Annotated in this window: 13 protein-coding genes; 10 read left to right on the forward strand and 3 right to left on the reverse strand. The window is 43.6% G+C overall.

Going from position 1 to position 19,036, the window contains the following annotated elements; translation table 11 throughout:
• Positions 1 to 35: 35 nt before the first annotated feature.
• The 5 genes from BO18_RS31625 to BO18_RS31645 all read left to right on the forward strand — a co-directional run bounded on the left by BO18_RS31625 (position 36) and on the right by BO18_RS31645 (position 5,651).
• The gene (locus BO18_RS31625) at positions 36 to 1,022 is read left to right on the forward strand and encodes an ABC transporter ATP-binding protein (protein ID WP_034453003.1); all 987 of its coding nucleotides are present in this window, start codon (positions 36 to 38) and stop codon (positions 1,020 to 1,022) included.
• Positions 1,022 to 2,014 (forward strand): ABC transporter ATP-binding protein, encoded by a 993-nt coding sequence (locus tag BO18_RS31630; protein WP_034453005.1) that lies wholly within the window; start codon positions 1,022 to 1,024, stop codon positions 2,012 to 2,014. Before BO18_RS31625 ends, BO18_RS31630 begins: the two co-directional genes overlap by 1 nt.
• A gap of 100 nt (positions 2,015 to 2,114) precedes the next feature.
• Positions 2,115 to 3,005: an ABC transporter substrate-binding protein gene (locus tag BO18_RS31635; protein WP_051689367.1), complete on the forward strand. Its 891-nt coding sequence runs from the start codon at positions 2,115 to 2,117 to the stop codon at positions 3,003 to 3,005.
• A gap of 179 nt (positions 3,006 to 3,184) precedes the next feature.
• Positions 3,185 to 4,465, forward strand: coding sequence for an IS4 family transposase (locus BO18_RS31640; protein WP_034445760.1), 1,281 nt, complete (start codon positions 3,185 to 3,187; stop codon positions 4,463 to 4,465).
• 190 nt (positions 4,466 to 4,655) lie between these two features.
• On the forward strand, positions 4,656 to 5,651 hold the full coding sequence (locus tag BO18_RS31645; RefSeq protein ID WP_051689368.1) for an ABC transporter substrate-binding protein: 996 nt from the start codon (positions 4,656 to 4,658) through the stop codon (positions 5,649 to 5,651).
• A 166-nt stretch (positions 5,652 to 5,817) separates the two neighbouring features.
• Here BO18_RS31645 and BO18_RS34150 read toward each other — a convergent pair whose 3' ends face one another.
• From BO18_RS34150 to BO18_RS31655, 3 genes are all read right to left on the reverse strand, one after another.
• Positions 5,818 to 6,771 (reverse strand): CotH kinase family protein, encoded by a 954-nt coding sequence (locus tag BO18_RS34150; RefSeq protein WP_081861362.1) that lies wholly within the window; start codon positions 6,769 to 6,771, stop codon positions 5,818 to 5,820.
• Entirely contained in the window at positions 6,746 to 7,309 is a 564-nt protein-coding gene (locus BO18_RS31650; RefSeq protein ID WP_081861363.1) for a DUF4956 domain-containing protein, read from the reverse strand. The genes BO18_RS34150 and BO18_RS31650 overlap by 26 nt, the downstream gene beginning before the upstream one ends.
• A gap of 147 nt (positions 7,310 to 7,456) precedes the next feature.
• On the reverse strand, positions 7,457 to 7,705 hold the full coding sequence (locus tag BO18_RS31655; protein WP_051689369.1) for a VTC domain-containing protein: 249 nt from the start codon (positions 7,703 to 7,705) through the stop codon (positions 7,457 to 7,459).
• A gap of 172 nt (positions 7,706 to 7,877) precedes the next feature.
• On the opposite strand from BO18_RS31655, the gene BO18_RS31660 reads away from it, so the two are divergent.
• The 5 genes from BO18_RS31660 (at position 7,878) to BO18_RS31685 (ending at position 18,957) form a co-directional block, all read left to right on the forward strand.
• On the forward strand, positions 7,878 to 9,524 hold the full coding sequence (locus BO18_RS31660; protein ID WP_034453006.1) for a SulP family inorganic anion transporter: 1,647 nt from the start codon (positions 7,878 to 7,880) through the stop codon (positions 9,522 to 9,524).
• 124 nt (positions 9,525 to 9,648) lie between these two features.
• A complete protein-coding gene (locus BO18_RS31665) occupies positions 9,649 to 12,213 on the forward strand; it encodes a bifunctional diguanylate cyclase/phosphodiesterase (protein ID WP_034453008.1) in 2,565 nt (854 codons plus the stop codon).
• Positions 12,210 to 14,537, forward strand: coding sequence for an ATP-binding protein (locus tag BO18_RS33910; RefSeq protein WP_051689370.1), 2,328 nt, complete (start codon positions 12,210 to 12,212; stop codon positions 14,535 to 14,537). The genes BO18_RS31665 and BO18_RS33910 overlap by 4 nt, the downstream gene beginning before the upstream one ends.
• 8 nt (positions 14,538 to 14,545) lie before the next feature.
• Complete coding sequence (locus BO18_RS33915; protein WP_051689371.1) at positions 14,546 to 17,446, forward strand: ATP-binding response regulator; 2,901 nt, start codon at positions 14,546 to 14,548, stop codon at positions 17,444 to 17,446.
• Between the two features lie 125 nt (positions 17,447 to 17,571).
• The gene (locus BO18_RS31685) at positions 17,572 to 18,957 is read left to right on the forward strand and encodes a PhoH family protein (protein WP_034453010.1); all 1,386 of its coding nucleotides are present in this window, start codon (positions 17,572 to 17,574) and stop codon (positions 18,955 to 18,957) included.
• Positions 18,958 to 19,036 lie beyond the last annotated feature (79 nt).

The following is a 19,036-nucleotide window of genomic DNA, read 5'->3' on the forward strand; positions in this document are numbered from 1 at the left end:
AAATCCAATTTGAATAGTTTTTTGGAGGCATAGTAATGAATCTTTTAGAAGTAAGAGATCTGCATACCTCATTCTTTACAGATGCAGGTGAGGTAAAGGCAGTAAATGGAATATCCTTTAATCTGGATAGAGGAAAGGTTCTCGGTATCGTAGGAGAATCAGGTTCTGGAAAGTCAGTTACCGCATATTCAATCATGCAGATTCTGGCAGGAACAGGTAAGATCGTTTCCGGTTCCATCAAGCTTGATGGACAGGAACTTGTAGGTTCAGGTGAGAAGGTCATGAAGACCGTTCGTGGTAACAAGGTATCCATCATTTTCCAGGATCCTATGACATCACTTAACCCTACCTATACAATCGGACATCAGCTTATGGAGGCAATTCTTCTCCATACAGACAGAAATAAAGAGCAGGCTAGAGAAAGAGCTATCGAGATGCTCAAGCTCGTTAACGTGAATGAGCCTGAAAAGAGAATGAATCAGTATCCACATGAGTTCTCAGGTGGTATGAGACAGCGTGTTATGATCGCTATGGCTCTTGCATGTGAGCCAGACATTCTTATTGCAGATGAGCCTACAACAGCTCTTGACGTTACAATCCAGGCACAGATCCTTGACCTTATGAAGTCACTTCAGGAAGAACTGGGAATGGCCATTATCATGATCACTCATGACCTTGGTGTTGTAGCTCAGATGTGTGACGAGGTTATCGTTATGTACGCCGGCTCAATCTGTGAGCAGGGAACAGCAGATGAAGTATTCTACAATCCTTGCCATGAGTACACAAAGGGACTTCTTCGTTCAATCCCTACAGAGGGAAAAGAGGGTGAGAAGCTTCAGCCTATTACAGGAACACCTATTGATCTTCTCAACATGCCTAAGGGTTGTCCTTTTGCACCAAGATGTGACAATGCCATGAAGATCTGTCTCAGAGAGAGAGCAGAGCGTATGCAGATCAATGATGATCATGCTGCCGGCTGCTGGATGAACGTCAAAAAGCAGATGGAAGGCGGTGCAAAGTAATGAGTGAATTATTTAATCAGGAAAACAATCTCGTTGAGATCAAGCATTTAAAAGAGTACTTCAACGTTAACGTTGGTTTTTTCAAATCTAAACCACTTAAGGCTGTAGATGATGTTTCTTTTTCCATTAAAAAGGGTGAGACTCTGGGTCTTGTAGGAGAGTCAGGCTGCGGAAAGACAACTGTTGGACGTACCATATTAAACCTTTATAAGCCTACAGCTGGAGAGATCTGGTACGATGGAAAGCTTATAAAGACTAAGGAAGATATTAAGGAATTCCGTAAGAAGGCTACTATGGTTTTCCAGGATCCTTATTCATCCCTTAACCCAAGAATGACAGTATCTGATATCATTGCAGAGCCACTGGATGTTCATGAGCTTTACAACAACAAAGAGGAGAGAAGAGCACGTATCCTTGAGCTTATGGGTTACGTAGGACTTAACTCAGAGCATGCTTCAAGATATGCTCACGAGTTCTCCGGCGGACAGAGACAGCGTATCGGAATCGCAAGATCCCTGGCTGTTAACCCTGAGTTTATCGTCTGCGATGAACCTGTATCAGCTCTTGACGTTTCAATTCAGGCGCAGGTTATCAACATGTTTGATGAACTTCAGGAGAGACTGGGACTTACATATCTGTTCATCGCCCATGATCTTCTGGTAGTTAGACATATCAGTAACAGAATAGCAGTTATGTACCTTGGTAAGATGGTTGAACTGGCAGATGCAGATGAGATCTACAACAATCCACTTCATCCATATTCAAAGTCACTTATTTCAGCTGTTCCTGTTCCGGATCCTAAGGTTGCAAGAGCTAACAAGAGAATCGTTCTTTCAGGCGATATCCCTAGCCCTCTCAATGCTCCTTCAGGATGTCCATTCAGAACAAGATGTGCTTACTGCAAGGCTGATTGCTCAGAGAGTATGCCTGAGTTTAAGGAAGTAAGCAAGGGACACTTTGTTGCTTGTCATCACGTTGCTGAGATTAACTAATATTTGGGGAATTGTATACATGTGTTCAAATGCATGATATACTATATATTGTGTATCGTGATTTGATATAACAAATTTCATATTCATAAGGAGGACAATTATGAAAAAGAAGTTAGTTTCTTTGGTACTTGCTTCAAGCATGGTACTGAGCCTTGCTGCTTGCGGAAATTCAGCAACAGCTCCAGCTGGCACAGATACCCAGACAGCTACTGAGACTCAGACAACAGAGTCCGGAGCTTCAGAGACACAGGCTGATGCAACACCAGCTGAGCCTGTTGGGGAGCAGACAATCAATGTATGTCTTGCTTCAGAGCCTGCATCACTTGATCCAGCACTTAACTCTGCAGTTGATGGTGCTACAATGATCAACCACCTTTTCTCAGGTCTTGCTAAATGGGGACTTGACGCAAGCGGAAATCTTGAGCTTCAGCCAGATTGCGCACAGGAACTTGTTGAGGGTGTAACAAATGATGACGGAACAGTTACTTATACTTATACCCTTAGAGATGGTCTTACATGGTCTGACGGACAGCCTGTAACTGCAGGTGATTTCGTATTCGCTTGGAACCGTGCAATCAGCCCTGAGACAGCAGCTGACTATGGCTACATGTTCGAGGTTGTTGATGGTTACGCTGATGGAAAGCTTAACGTAACAGCTATCGATGACAAGACTCTTGAGGTAACACTTGCAAACACAGTAGCTTACTGGAATGAGCTTCTTGCATTCCCTACATACATGCCTGTACGTGAGGATGTAGTTGCTAACGAGGCATGGGCTACAGATCCTTCAACTTTTGTATGTAACGGTGCATACACAATGACAAGCTGGGATCACAACTCACTTATCACACTTACAAAGAACGAGAACTTCTACAATGCTGATAAGGTAACAATGAACGAGATCAACTTCTACCTTTCAGATGATGCTAACAACCAGCTCGCTAACTTCGAGAATGGTGACTGGCAGCACTGTGGTCAACTTAAGCTGTAAAGCCAGATAAATACTGGCTTTGCGGCTTTTTTGTTATGCAAAAAAATATTGATTATTTATTAAAAAACGCTTGACAAAGCTCCTAAAATTTGCGGCCGCTACGCGGCCCTTGATCAATAGGAGATGTTGTTTCGTGGCCGCGAAACACATCAAGATCACGCAAATTTAGGAGGTTACGTATGGAAAAACATGAAATCTGCAAACTCATCATCCAAAAGATCAAGCAATATCTCTCTTCTCCGGACTGCCTGGAAGCTCACCGGGAAAAGAACCACTTCATCAGAAAGCGCAAACTTTCAATGCTCCATCTGGTAACATATCTATTCTACACTACAAAGGCATCTATGTATCAGAATCTTTCCGCTATACGTGATGACCTGCTTCCATCAAATTTTCCTGAAGTATCAAAGCAGGCTGTATCCAAAGCTCGTCAGTTCATTAGCCCCAGTCTGTTCCAAGATTTATTTACTCTTTCGGTAGATATCTTCTACAAAAATCTCAAGAAGAGAAAGCTATGGCATGGTTATCATATCTTTGCCATTGATGGCTCAAAGATAGAAGTTCCTAATTCTCCATCAAACTTTGATTTCTTTGGTGAGATGTTCACTTATCCGCATAAAGATAGGAAGTTTTCTTCAGGTCTAGCTTCTATTGTCTATGATGTTCTCGATGATTATATAGTCCATGCATCTCTTCATAAATACCTTGGGTCTGAAAGAGCTGCAGCACGAGAGCACCTAAAAACGCTAGAAGACTTAAACATATATAAAAACTCAGTAATCGTCTTTGACCGCGGATACTATTCAGAAGATATGTTCAGGTACTGTGTATCAAATGGGTATCTCTGCCTTATGAGACTCCGTGAAAAGTTCAAAATGGTTCGTTCCTGCCATGGTGATACTGTAGCAATATTGCCAGGAAATTCCAAAACAGGCACTGAAGATATCAAGATAAGAGTCTTAGAGGTTATTCTAAGTGATGGATCTCGCGAGTACCTTGGAACCAACATATTTGACACAGCTATGTCTGTGGATATGTTTCGCGAACTATATTTTCTCCGCTGGCCTGTTGAGGGCAAATACATGGAGTTAAAAGAAAAATTCCTTCTTGAAGAGTATAGTGGAAAAACTAAAACTGCTGTGTTTCAAGAATTCTATATAAATCTACTCATGTCAAATCTGACTTCTCTGATAAAAAACAAAGTCGACGATGACATAGATGAACACATGACCACAACTGGCAAGTATAGGTATCAAGCTAACCGAGCCTATATTATAGGCCGTCTAAAGAAAGCATTTCCTAAGATCCTTTGTAACATACTGCAAACAGAATACATAGATCAGATAGTATCCGATGCATTCAAAGTTCGGTCACAGATAATCCCCGGCAGGAAGTTTAGAAGAAAGACCAGAAAACTGGTTTGCAGAAAACACTTTCCAAACCTTAGACCTGTCAATTGATACATCATATATGAGTTTTTCTTAGACCTGATATGATTCAGGTCTGTTTGTCATGCGATAACATTAAGAAGAAAACATAGCTGCCTATTCAATATGATATAATCTGTTGGTAGATGATACACATTAACTTAAAGCAGTATTTCTATTCCTACTAAGTTGACGGAAAGTGTACCACATTGGTGACTGGCAGATGATCGACGACGTTCCTACAAACGAGATTGCTTCTCTTAAGGAGACATATCCTAACGAGTTCGTAACAGCTGGTCAGCTTGGAACATACTATGTATGCTGGAACGTAAACGAGGAGCTTCTTCCTTCAACAAGCACACTTACAGGTGCTGACAAGGCTAACGCTGAGAACGAGATCCGTAACGCACTTGCACTTCTTATCGACAGAAACTACATCGTTAACGACGTAGCACAGGGCGGACAGGTTCCTGCTTCTTCATTCGTAGCTATGGGTCTTACAGATGCTGACGGATCACAGTTCTATGAGAACGCTGGTGGAAACAGCTTCAACGGATACTATGATGTATCTGAGGATGCTTACGAGGCTAACTGGGCATCAGCTATTGAGACACTTAAGAAGTACTATACATATGATGACGCTACATCAATGTTCACAGACTTCCCTACACTTACATACCTTTACAACACATCAGAGGGACACAAGGCAATTGCTGAGGCTATTCAGGCTACATTCGCTGGTATCGGCATCACAATGAACCTTGAGAACCAGGAGTGGGCTACATTCCTTGATACACGTAAGGCTGGTAACTACTCAGTAGCACGTAACGGATGGCTTGGTGACTACAACGATCCTATTTCATTCCTTGATATGTGGACAACACAGTCTGGTAACAACGACGTTCAGTTCGGTAAGGGCGACAACGCTAAGGTTCAGGCTTACTCACTTGATATCACAGATCTTGGTTATGACACAAAGGTTGAGAACGGAACATGGGCTGAGACCTATGACGTTCTCATCTCAGACATCAAGACATGTACAGATACAAAGACAAGATACGAGCTTATGCACAGAGCTGAGGACCTTCTTATGTCAACAGGTTGCATCTGCCCTATCTACTACTACACAGATCTTTACATGATCAGCAGCAACGTATCTGGCTTCTTCTCAAGCCCTCTTGGATACAAGTACTTCATGTACTGCACAATCACAGGCTGATAGGAATTACTTCCTTTTAGCAGGTGTAAGCTGAAAACTAAAGGCTGTCACACATATGTGTGGCAGCCTTTTTGCATTCACTGAAAGTCAATGGGGAAAGTCAATGGGGACGGTTCTGTTTGAATCACGCCATAATGGTTATAATCTTTAAAGCGGATATTGATTATTATTTTCTACGCTTATATACCTTTGCGAAGATGATTGCCCCTGTGAGGAGGAGTAAGTAGCCTCCAAGGTAGAGCAGGTTCTTGGTGCTGTGGCTTGATGTAGGTCCGAAGTTTGGCATGTCGCCTCCAGGGCCGCCGAAGCTATCAAAGTCTGGCATATCTCCGCCAGGACCGCTGGAACCAAATGGGCCACCGGAACCGCCGGGGCCACCACCTGAGCCGCCATGACCGCCGCCCATGGAACCCATGTCAGAGAGGGTGATGGAAGATGCATCGATAAGGACATCAGGATCAGCCTCCTGTTCTGAATCTGTGGAACCTATAGTACCAGCAAGCTGTCCTTCTATACTCTGGCATCTTAAGGTTACGAACTCTTTGATGGTTTCTACCGCAGTCTCGAATTCTGAGGTCTCACAGAACTTTGTGGGATCCTTCTCGACATATTCCTTGATCATGTTATAAGTTGTATCGATCAGGTTAGTAAGATATCCGCTTTCATAGAACTGGGAGAGAAAATTCTCATGATATTCATGGTAAAGCTCAGTATACTCCTCACAGGAGGTGATCCATGCAAACATTGGCCTGTCAGTGCTGCCTTCAGTAATAGACAAAGGCGTATCAATAGGATCATTAACTGCCGATTCAGCATCATCTGCCTGGAAGGTTCCGTAAGCAAGATTATAATCCCAAGGGATCATGGACATCAGTCCATCCTCTTCGTAGAGGTAGTAGTTGTGGATCATGGATCCGGTGTAACTATCACCATTAACAACGAAGTTGTGAACAACCATGTATCTGATTACAGCGTCTACATCTACAGCCTCAGCAATTTCTTCAGCGTCGCTGTTCTCAATTCCTTCACTAAGGCTCTTTAAGGACCTTATTAGACGCTTCTTATCCTTATAGGATGTAATTGTCTTAGCTGAGTCAAATATGGTGGAGTAGGAGTCTATGGGCGCTCTTGCTCTTAACTACCATGCGAATAGTCTTTGACTTAAGGAACTCTGTAGCTTTTTCTTCACTTCCGTGACCGTCGCAGCTAACAACTACGATGTATGGATTAACGTGAGACTTCTTATTAACAAAGATAAGAAGGATAATACCGATAAGAACGCTTCCGAATACTGCCAGAGGGATCATTCCAGCTGCAAGAACGATACCAACTGCAATTGACCAGAACAGGAAAGCAATATCCAGTGGCTCTTTTATTGCAGTTCTGAAACGAACGATGGAAAGGGCACCGACCATACCAAGGGACAGTACAACGTTACTTGTAACTGCCAGGATGACAAGTGTTGAGATCATTGTAAGTGCTACTAAAGTTACGCCAAAGCTGGAGGAGTACATAACTCCCTGATAGGTCTTCTTATATATAAGGAAGATGAAAAGTCCAAGGGCGAAGGCCAGGGCCATAGCCAGGACCATATCAAAAATACTGATGCTTGTTACATTCTCAAGAAAGCTTGATTTAAAGATGTCGTTAAAACTCATTTTTCTATTCCTCTTTTCGCTTTATATAATTTTTGATTATTCAATCCAGATACCCTGCGGCTCTGGGGTCGATCATTGGTAATCTGCAGGCTTCGTACTTGGAAAAAGAGCTTGTCCTGCAGTGGGGGAGTTGGACTATATCCCTTATTATCTCCGGAAGGTACTCATCCCATTGTCACCGTTGTAGTACCTGATCCTGAACTTGTTTCGTCTGCTGACGCCGTCCTGTTTTTCGTAGAGGGCTTTGTCATTTGGAGTATCGAAATACAGACTTCGGATAAGATATTTTCCGTCAATGGCATGACTATCAGCTTTGGCAACAGCCAGAAGGCGCTGTCTTATGGCTATCATGTCTGATGTGGTTATGTCGTGTTTTAATTCATGCCGATATTTCACAGTTTTTCTCCTTTCATTTTCCTCCGAAAATAAGCCTACAACGCAAACCTAAAAACAACCTAAAATACCTTAAGTATTAATGTAGTTCTTTACATTTATTCAAATGGGACTATAATAAAAAACTGTGTTTAAACAAGAGTTTTTTATAGAACCATGGGAGGATTTAAGTAACATGTTATCAAAAGACAAATTGAAGCCTATGCTGTTTTCAAACCTGAAGAACTACAGTGGAAAGCAGTTCGCCTCTGATGTGGTGGCAGGTATCATCGTAGCCATCATTGCACTTCCACTTTCAATTGCCCTGGCTCTGGCGTCAGGAGTAGGACCTGAAGAAGGTCTTTACACAGCAATTGTGGCAGGATTCATTATTTCATTCCTGGGTGGAAGCAGAGTTCAGATCGCCGGACCAACAGCAGCCTTTGCGACAATAGTTGCCGGTATCGTGGCAACAAAGGGAATGGAAGGACTGGCCCTTGCTACAATATTTGCGGGAATTCTTCTTATCCTTATGGGTGTATTCAGACTGGGTACCCTTATCAAGTTTATCCCTTATACCATCACCACCGGATTTACAGCAGGTATCGCCGTGACAATCCTTATCGGACAGATCAAGGACTTCCTCGGACTTACATATCCTGCAGGAACAGCTACAGTTGAGACCATGGATAAGGTAAAAGCCATTGGAGCAAATATCGGAACCTTAAATGTACAGGCTCTTATCGTAGGCATTGTCTGCCTCCTTATTCAGATAGTATGGCCTAAGGTCAGCAAGAAGATCCCAGGATCACTTATTGCAGTTCTTGTTGGAATCCTTATGGTTAAATTTCTTAATCTTAACGTCAACACAATTGGAGATCTTTACGAGATCAAGGGAGCACTTCCAACACTTAAGGTGCCAAGCTTTGATCTTGAAACTGTAAGGTCAGTAGCAGGAGATGGCTTTACCATCGCAATCCTGGCAGCTATTGAGTCACTGCTTTCCTGCGTAGTTGCAGACAGTATGATCAACTCACACCACAGATCAAACATGGAGCTTATTGCTCAGGGTGCAGGTAATATCGGTTCAGCTCTTTTCGGTGGAATCCCGGCAACTGGTGCTATTGCCAGAACTGCAGCTAACATCAAGAACGGCGGAAGAACTCCTATAGCAGGTATGGTTCATTCACTTTGCCTTGTACTGGTCCTTGTGGTTCTTATGCCATATGCAGCACTTATCCCAATGCCTACAATAGCAGCAATTCTTTTCCTTGTTGCTTATAATATGTGCCAGTGGAGAACCTTCGTACATCTTTGCAAGACAGCTCCAAAGAGCGATATCTTTGTTCTGGTTCTTACCTTTGTACTTACAGTAGTATTTGACCTGGTTGTAGCTATCGAGATCGGTATGGTCCTTGCATGCCTCCTTTTCATGAAGAGGATGAGCGAGGAGTCCGGAATCCGTGGCTGGAAGTACTATGATCCTGATGATGATCCTGACGGACCAGAGTTAAAAGAGATACCTAAGCACGTAAGGGTATACGAGATTAGCGGACCAATGTTCTTTGGCGATGCTGACCTGATCGCACAGATCGGTTTCAAGGATTTCACAAGAGCTCTTGTAATCCGTATGCGTGGAGTACCTGCTCTTGATGCAACAGCTATGCGTTCCTTTGAGCAGCTCTATGAGAAGTGCAAAGAGAACAATGTTCAGCTGGTATTTTCACATGTAAACGAGCAGCCTATGAACACCATGGAGAAGGATGGTTTTGTTGAGAAGGTTGGTCGTGAGAACTTCCTTCCTCACATCGACGATGCATTAAAGAGAGCAGCTGAAATTTGATAAAATTATTATTAAATCTGTTTAGTAGAGGTGGCCCGACCGGGTTGCCTCTACTTTTTTGTGATAAAATGGTAATGCTAAAATGTTCAAAATGTCGACTTTTTTATCGAACAGGAGGATGCTGTTGGAAAGCAAAAGCCGTGAAAGAACGGAGCTTGAACAGTACTTCATAGACAACCTGGACAGGGCCATGGAACAGCAGTGGATCAAGGCGTTCCATCAACCCCTTATTCGTGCTGCCAGTGGCAGGGTTTCAGATGAAGAGGCCTATGCAAGATGGATGGATCCTGACAAAGGAACATTTGAAGCGTCTGAATTTATTCCCGTTTTAGAAGAAGAGGGACTAACCTATAAACTTGATCTCTACATGGTGGAAAGAGTCCTGGACAAAATGAAGGGCCAGCGTGAGCATGGTCTTTTTGTGGTGCCTGAGTCCGTGAACCTTAGCAGATCTGACTTTTATTGCTGCGACATGGTAAGTGAGGTGGTAAAGAGAATCGACGCCTCAGGATTTACCAGGGACAAGATGTCTATAGAAATTTCAGAAAAAGACATCACCAGCGATGTAGAATTCATGAAAAAGCAGGTAGAGAATTTCAGAAGTGAGGGTGTTAAGGTCTGGATGGATGACTATGGCTCAGGAAATGCCTCCATGCTCATTCTTTTGCAGATTGCTTTTGATGCTCTGAAGCTGGATTCTATTTTTGTTCATCAGATTGAAAAGAGTGAAGCAGGACGTATCATCGTTACTGAGCTTATTAAGACTGCTGTTTCTCTTGGCATGGTAACTGTTGCGGAGGGAGTTGAGACCAAGGAGCAGGTAAACCTTCTAAAAGAGGTGGGATGTAACAAGCTACAAGGATATTACTACATAAAACCTGTATCACTAGCTGAGATCATCCAGAGAAATGTTCAGGGAATTCAGATTGGTTTTGAGAATCCTGATGAAGCAGAGTACTTTGAGAAGATAGGAAGCCTTAATCTCTACGATCTTTCTATTTCCAGAAATGACAAAAAGAATCTGGGAAATTATTTTGACACAATGCCTATGGCTATTTTTGCCATGGATGAAGATAAGGTTACTATCGTCCGGTCAAACAAGAGCTTTAGGGAGTTTGCTTCAGTTAATTTCCCGAGGTATGTAGAAAACAAGGAAATACCCTATGATCAGATACCTAAAGGAACGGGATATTACTCTTTTAACGCAGTAAGACAATGCGCTAAGGAGGGAAAGAGGAAGATCATAGATGACAGAACAGCGGATGGAAGAATACTTCAGCTGTTTATGCGAAGAATAGCAACAAACCCTGTGACAGGAACTAATGCTGTGGCTCTTGCAATCCTTTCTATTTCTGAGTCTGCTGCGGATGAAGGCCTGAACTACAACTACATAGCCAGAGCTCTATCCGAGGATTATATTAAGCTTTTCTTTGTGGATATGGATACCGGTGTGTACACTGAGTATACTCCTGACGGAGCAAATTGTGATATCAAGCTCACAAAACATGGAACGGATTACTTTGATCTTGAACGCAGTGAATTTGATGTTCCGATATATGAGGAAGACCTTGAGACCTTTAAAAAGGCCTTAACCAGGAAGAACATACAGAGTCAGATAAAAAAGACCGGTGTCTTTTCATTTGTTACAAGGGCAATGATAGAAGGAGATCCTGTCTTTGTATGCATTAAAGCAGTAAAGGTAAGGGGCGACGGAAATTTCATTATCATTGGTATCAACAACGTTGATGAACAGATGAAGGGCAGGGAGACTGTAGAAAGAGCAAAGGAGGAGAGACTTATCTACTCAAGGGTAGGAGCTCTGACCGGAAACTTTATCTATCTGTATACAGTTGATCCTGAAACAGACCACTACAATAAATATAACCCCGGAAATATCATCTCGGATATGGCTATAGAAGATGAGGGTGATGATTACTTTAATAAGGTAATAGAAAGAGCCCCAAAGGGTCTTTACGAGGATGACGTTGATTCCTTCCTATCGGCTTTCACAAAAGAAAAGGTGCTAAAAGAGATAAAGCGATCGGGAATGTTTGTAAATGAACACAGGCTCATGATTGATGGGGAGCCTCGCTATGTCTCTTTAAGAGCCAAGCTTCTTGACGAAGAGGGTAAAACAAACCTCATAGTAGGTATACTGGACATTGACCAGCAGATAAGACGTGAGCAGGAATATGCCATGAACCTCAATGCTGCTGAGATCAAGGCCAATATTGACGAGCTCACAAAGGTTAAGAATAAGCATGCCTACTCAGAAGCTGAAAAGAGAATGGATGAGAACATAAAAGAGAATCCAAACCTTGAATTTGCCATTGCTGTTTTCGACCTGAACGGCCTTAAAGAGGTCAACGACACATTGGGTCATCAGGCCGGTGACAAGTTCATCATAAAGGGATGCAATATCATCTGTCGTATCTTCAAGCACAGTCCTGTATACAGGGTGGGTGGCGACGAATTTGTGGCAGTGGTTCAGGGCTATGATTATATTAACCTGGCTGCCCTTATGGATAAGCTCCAAAAGCATAATGAGAAAAACAAGCTGAAAGGGGATGTGGTAATTGCTGCAGGTGCCAGCAGATACCAAGAGGACGGAAGAGTTGCCCCTGTATTTGAGCGTGCAGATGAAGCAATGTACAAGAACAAGAGGGAATTAAAGAAAGAGGCCCCATGAAAAATCCGTTAAAGACCTTAAAAATGAGGGAGACTACTAAAGCCCTTATTATCATGTCATTCTTTCTGATCATATCTAATGCTTTACTGGGACTGATCCTGGTAAGGCAGTCTAATGGCGCGCTCAAAGGGCAGATTGATGAGCGTATGCTTGATATTTCCAACACAGCTGCATACATGATAAACGGCGATGATTACGAGGCTTTGACGGGAAGAGTGGATAATGACCCTGTTTATAGGGATATCTATGACACCCTTAATTCCTTTCAGGATAACATTGAGCTGGAGTTTATCTACGGCGTCAAGAAAAATGATGAGGATGGAACCTATTACTTTACTGTAGATCCTGCACCTGTTGACTGCTCTGAATATGGAGAGCTGGTAAAAGAGACACCGGCCCTTGTAAAGTCCTTTGAAGGAAAGGCCTACGTGGATGAAGAAGCCTATGAAGATTCCTATGGTCGATTCTACAGCGCATATTCACCGATCTTTAATTCTAAAGGTGAAGTAGTGGGTGTAATTGCTGTGGACTTCAGTGCCGAATACTATGACAGCCAGCTTAAACGGAATCTTTGGACAATTGTTGCAGGAGTTCTTTTTTCGATTCTTATTGAAGTGGTAATCATCGCACTTTACTCCGTGAATAGCAGTCGAAGAGAAAAGCTGAATAAATCCAACGTTCAGGCCAATAAGATGATCACCGCTATGGCAGCGGACTACAGGAGCGTTTACTTTGTGGATCTTGATAAGGACCTTGGAGAGTGCTACAGATCTCACTCAAGCCTTACGGATGGACTTAGAGAGGGGGAGGTATTTCTTTTCCAGGATACCTTCAAATACTATGCCAAGAAGTATGTTACTGATGAGTACAGAAAAGAGTTTCTGGACTTCATTTCACCGGAATCCATCCAAAAGAATCTGGAGACAGAACCCATCATAGCCTTCAGATATCTGGTTAAAAGAGATGGTCAGGAAAGTTATGAGATGCTTCGAATGGCAGGCGTTAGAAGACCTGAGGACAGAGACGACCATGTTGTTCATGCTGTGGGCATCGGCTTTTCTGATGTGGACAAACAGACAAGGGATACTCTGGAGCAGCAAAAGGCACTTATCGATGCCCTCACAATTGCAGAGGAAGCCAATGTTGCAAAGACTGTATTCCTCTCCAACATGAGCCACGAGATCAGAACCCCTATGAACGCCATTATAGGTCTTGATAATCTTGCCCTTGCTGAGGAGGGGCTCTCCGATCAGGTAAAAGAGTACCTCACAAAGATCGGGGATTCTGCCCAGCACCTTCTTGCTATCATCAATGACATTCTTAATATGTCCAGGATCGAGTCCGGTAAGGTGGTGCTTAAGAAGGAGGAGTTCTCCTTAAGAGACCTAATAGAGACCATTAACACTTTGGTGGGAAGCCAGTGCTCAGACAAGAAGCTTTCCTATGAGTGCAACCTCGCTCCAGACATTGACGAACTTTATATGGGTGATGCCACCAGGGTAAAAGAGATAATTCTGAATGTACTTAGCAACGCAGTAAAATACACTCCTGAAGGCGGATGGGTACATTTCAATATTAAGAAACTGGCAAGCTACGGAGGAATGAGTACACTGCAGTTTGTCATGAAGGATAACGGAATAGGAATGGATAAGGATTTCATTCCCAAGATATTTGAATCCTTCAGTCAGGCAGACGCTACAGCTGCCAACAAGTTTGGAAGTACCGGCCTTGGAATGGCCATCACCAAGAACCTTGTGGACATGATGAACGGTAAGATCGAAGTGGCCAGTGAGAAGGGAAAGGGTTCAACTTTTACCATCACCCTTACGTTTGAAGTAGCCAAAAGTTCTTTTGCCCAGAAGAAAGAGACTGAGGTGGAAAGTCCGGGTGCCGAGAAGGCCACAGAGAAGTCTGAAGAGTTTGATTTTACAAAGATCAAGGTATTGGTGGCTGAGGACATGGACATCAATGCCCAGATACTTTTAAAGCTCCTATCTAAAAAGGGTGTGGAGGCTAAGAGGGCTGAGAATGGAAAGGTTGCCCTTGATATGTTTACAGAATCCGAGGAAGGCTTCTTTGACGCCATCCTTATGGATATGAGAATGCCTGAGATGGACGGACTTCAGGCGACCCAGGCAATAAGGGCTTTGGATAGAAAGGATGCCAAGAGGATCCCTATTATCGCTCTTACGGCTAATGCCTTTGACGAGGATGTTGAGAGGAGTCTTCAGTCTGGACTTGATGCTCACCTTAGCAAACCTATGGAGCCGGTTAAGATCTTTGAGACTCTTCAAAGGCTTATCATCGAAAAAACAAAGGAGTAAAACATACAGTGGCAGAAGAAAACGTAAATAACAAAGAACTGGAAAAATATCTATCGCCGATACATGTTTGGGCCTTATCCTTTGGATGCGCCGTAGGATGGGGCGCCTTTGTCATGCCGGGAACAACTTTTCTTCCAAAGGCAGGACCTATGGGAAGTACAATAGGACTGATCCTTGGCGGACTTATCATGTTCATTATCGGAGTGAACTATCACTATCTGATGAATAAGTTTGAGGGAGCAGGCGGGACCCTGACCTATACCATAAAGACCTTTGGTTACGACCATGGTTTCATGAGTGCATGGTTTTTGATATTGGTTTACGTTGCCATAATCTGGGCCAATGCTTCGGCCCTTGGACTTATCAGTAAGAACCTCTTTGGCAGCACCTTCCAGTTTGGATTCCACTACCAGATCCTTGGGTATGATGTGTTCTTTGGTGAGGTGATGCTATCTGTCCTGGCTGTTCTCATCTGCGGCTTTTTGTGCATTAAGGGAAAAAAGCTGGCTGTTAATATTCAGGTGATCTTTGCACTGACTCTTATTGTGGGAGTATTGGCATGTGCACTTGGAGTTGGCTCAACCATTTCAGGTATTCAAAAAATACCGGAACCATATTTTGCTTCTGATCAGGGATTCCAGCTTAAACAGATCTTTACTATTGTGGCTCTGTCGCCCTGGGCTTTTGTTGGCTTCGAATCCATTTCCAATTCCGAGGCTGGCTTTAAGTTTTCTACTAAAAAGAGCCTTAAGATCATGTCCATAGCTCTTTTGACGGCAACTATAGCCTATGTATTACTGGCTCAGATGGCAGCTGCCGGGGTTCATGATAAGTATGTCGGATGGGAAACATATTTGGCAGATCTTCCTAATCTGAAAGGCATAGAGGGTCTTCCTACCTTCCATGCAATATTCGACACCTGGGGCGATAAAGGTGTATTTATATTGGGACTGGCTGCCTTTGCCGGCATCATGACTGGACTTATTGGTAATTTTATCGCCTGCAGCAGACTCCTTTACACCATGGCTGATGATGGAATGATGCCTGGGTGGTTTGGGAAACTCAATGAGGATAAGAGTCCAAAGAACGCCATAATTGCTCTTATGGCAATATCTCTTTTCATCCCATTCCTTGGTAGAACGGCAATAGGGTGGATAGTAGATGTAAACACCATCGGAGCCACCATTGCTTACGCTTACACCTCAGCAGCTGCTTTTGCTAATGCTAAAAAGGAGAGCAATATAGAGGTCATGGCTACGGGCATTTTCGGAGTTGCCATGTCTGTCATGTTCTTTATTTACTTCATGATGTGGTCGGCGGAAGCTATGTCCACGGAGAGCTATCTGATACTGGCATCCTGGAGCGTACTGGGATTCTTTTACTTCAGGTTTGTATTTGAAAAAGACAAGGAGCATAGATTCGGTCAGTCCACTGTAGTGTGGATTGTGCTTCTTTTCCTGATATTCTTTACTTCCCTGGTGTGGGTAAAGAGTGCTACGGATGATATGACTACAGAGGTTATCGGAGATATCAGTCAGTTCTACGAGCAGCATAATCTGGACAAGGATCCGGAGACGGTAAGGCAGACGGAAGCCTATATCAGTTCTGAGCTTAGAAAAGTTGACAGGACTCTCACCAGAAACAGTTTGATTCAGATGAGTCTGAACATAATCTCTCTTATCATCATGTTCAGCATTTATTCCATAATGTCAAAGCGCGAGAAACAGGCTCAGGTGGAGACCATTAAGGCCCATGAAAGGAGCCGGGCAAAGACGGTATTCCTGTCCAATATGTCCCATGACATCAGGACTCCTATGAACGCCATCATTGGTTACATTAACCTGGCTGAGGAGCCGGGAGTTACCCATGAGGAGCTTAAGGATTACATCCAGAAGATAAAAGGCTCCAGTAATCACCTCCTGGCCCTTATCAATGACGTTTTGGAGATGAGCAGGATTGAGAGCGGAAAGCTGGAGCTTGAGCCTGTTCCTATAAATCTGAAGGATGTCTTTTCCGAGGTAAAAGATCTTTTCGCTACTCAGATGACTGAGAAGAAGATTAATTATGTGGTTGACTCGGAGAAGATTCTGGAAACTTATGTTTATTGCGACAAGAACAGGCTTAACAGAGTGCTTTTGAACCTTATCAGCAATGCTTACAAGTTCACTCCGGAGGGCGGAACAGTAAAGGTTATTATAAGTCAGCTGGAGTCCAGGGATGTTACCAAAGGTGTCTACGAGATCAGAGTATCTGACAGCGGAATTGGTATGTCCAAGCAATTTGCTGCCAAGGTATTTGATGCCTTTGAGAGAGAAAAAGATTCCACAGTTAGCGGAATTCAGGGTACAGGCCTTGGAATGAGCATCGTTAAGAGCATTGTGGATATAATGGGTGGAACCATTGATGTAGTAACCCAGAAGGGAAAGGGCACAGAATTCATAGTTACTCTGGATCTTGAGCTTCAAAGCATTGAGGACATCCAGAAGGCAGAGGATAAGGCTAAGGATAAGGCAGAGAAGAAGGCTGGTTTTGCCGGAAAGAGACTTCTTCTGGTAGATGATATGCCTATCAACAGACAGATTGCGGCTAAGCTCCTGGAGAAGCTGGAATTTGTGGTAGAAACTGCTGAAAACGGTCAGGAGGCAGTGGATAAGGTGTCCGGTGCTGACCCAGGCTACTACGACGCAGTGCTTATGGATATCCAGATGCCTGTCATGGGTGGCTACGAGGCCACTGAGGCAATACGAAAGCTTCCGGATGAGGGAAAGGCCAAGGTGCCTATCATAGCCATGACAGCAAATGCCTTTTCAGAGGACATCAAAAAAGCCGCAGATTCAGGAATGGACGGCCATATTGCAAAACCTATCGACGTAAATCAAATGATACAGGTCCTTTCAGACCTCCTATAATCTTAGGATGCGGCTCCCGGATCATTCCGGGAGCCGTAACTATATTTTGTACAATTCTTCATTGCAAAAACACAATATATGGTATAATAAAGTTACAAGTCATACAAATATAGGGGGACCTACGCATGAAGAAGATCTACGTACTGGACACCAACGTTTTGATTCAGGCACCTCATGCTCTCAAGTGCTTTGATGATAACGAGGTCGTTCTTCCGCTGGTAGTCTTAGAGGAGCTTGACTCTCACAAGAGGGATGAAGGTGAGCGTGGAGCTAATGTTAGAGAAGCCATCAGGATTCTCGAACAGCTACGAGGCCAGGGGGATCTGGTTGCTGGGGTTGAGCTTGACAATGGAGGGCTCCTTAGAGTTGAGAAGAACTTTAAGGATGTTGAGCTTCCAAAGGACATGTCAGAATATAAGTCTGACAATCGAATCCTTAAGGTATGTAAGGGGCTTAAGGAGACAAGTAAGGAACAGGTAATTCTTGTAACTAAGGACATTCTGATGAGGATTAAGGCACAGCTCCTTAATATCAAGTCAGAGGACTTTACAACCGAGCAGGTTGCACTTCACGGTGAGCAGTACAGTGGAAGAATTGATGTATATGCTCCCGAGGATATCTTTAAGGATTTCAAGAAGAAGGGTATTCCTGTAGATAAGGTGTATTGCTGTGACGAGGAGGGGAATCAGTACGCACCGCAGCTGTATGAAAACGAGTTTGTTATTGTAAGGGCTGATCAGTCCCTTGGTAAGACCCAGATGGGCCGTGTGTGTGGCAAACTGATCAAGAAGCTTGAGTATGAAAAGAGTCAGCCCTACGGCGTAAAGCCAAGGAATGCAGGGCAGTACTTCCTTCAGGAGGCGCTTATGCAGCCGGCTGATGTGGCACCACTTGTAATAGTAAAGGGTATGGCAGGAACAGCCAAGACCTTCTACTCTCTGGCAGTTGGTCTTGAGAAGATGATCAATCGCCCCACAGGTGAGTATAGAAGGATTCTGGTCTGCAGACCTAACTCCCAGTTTGATGATGACATCGGATTCCTTCCGGGAGATGAGCAGGATAAGATATCTCCCCTTATGAGACCTATCATTGATAACTTAGAGCAGCTCATTGATTCCAATGAGGAGGAGCGCTACAAGGATGAGAAGGAACTTCAGGGCAAGACTGATGAGGTCTTTGAGAGAGGAATCGTACAGTGCGAGGCCCTTAACTTCATCAGAGGAAGATCAATCCTTAAGACCTATCTGATCATTGATGAGGCCCAGAACATGACACCTACTCAGGCAAAGGGTATCATAACAAGAGCCGGTAAGGACACCAAGATAATCCTTCTTGGAGATCCAAACCAGATTGACAGGCCTTTCCTGGATGAGCGTACCAACGGTCTTTCCTATGCTTCAGAGCATATGAAGGGAAGCCCTTTTGCATGGCAGATATCTCTTTCTGCATCAGAGTGTGAGAGAAGCCGTCTTGCAATGGATGCCATCGAGAGGATGAGAGACAAGGGGTAAAGTGTATGAAAAATAAACATAGAAGAGCTGGCAGAAGCTGCTCATAAATAAAAAGTATTATTCCGGCAGGAGATTGAAA

The sequence above is a fragment of the Butyrivibrio sp. AE2032 genome, assembly GCF_000702965.1.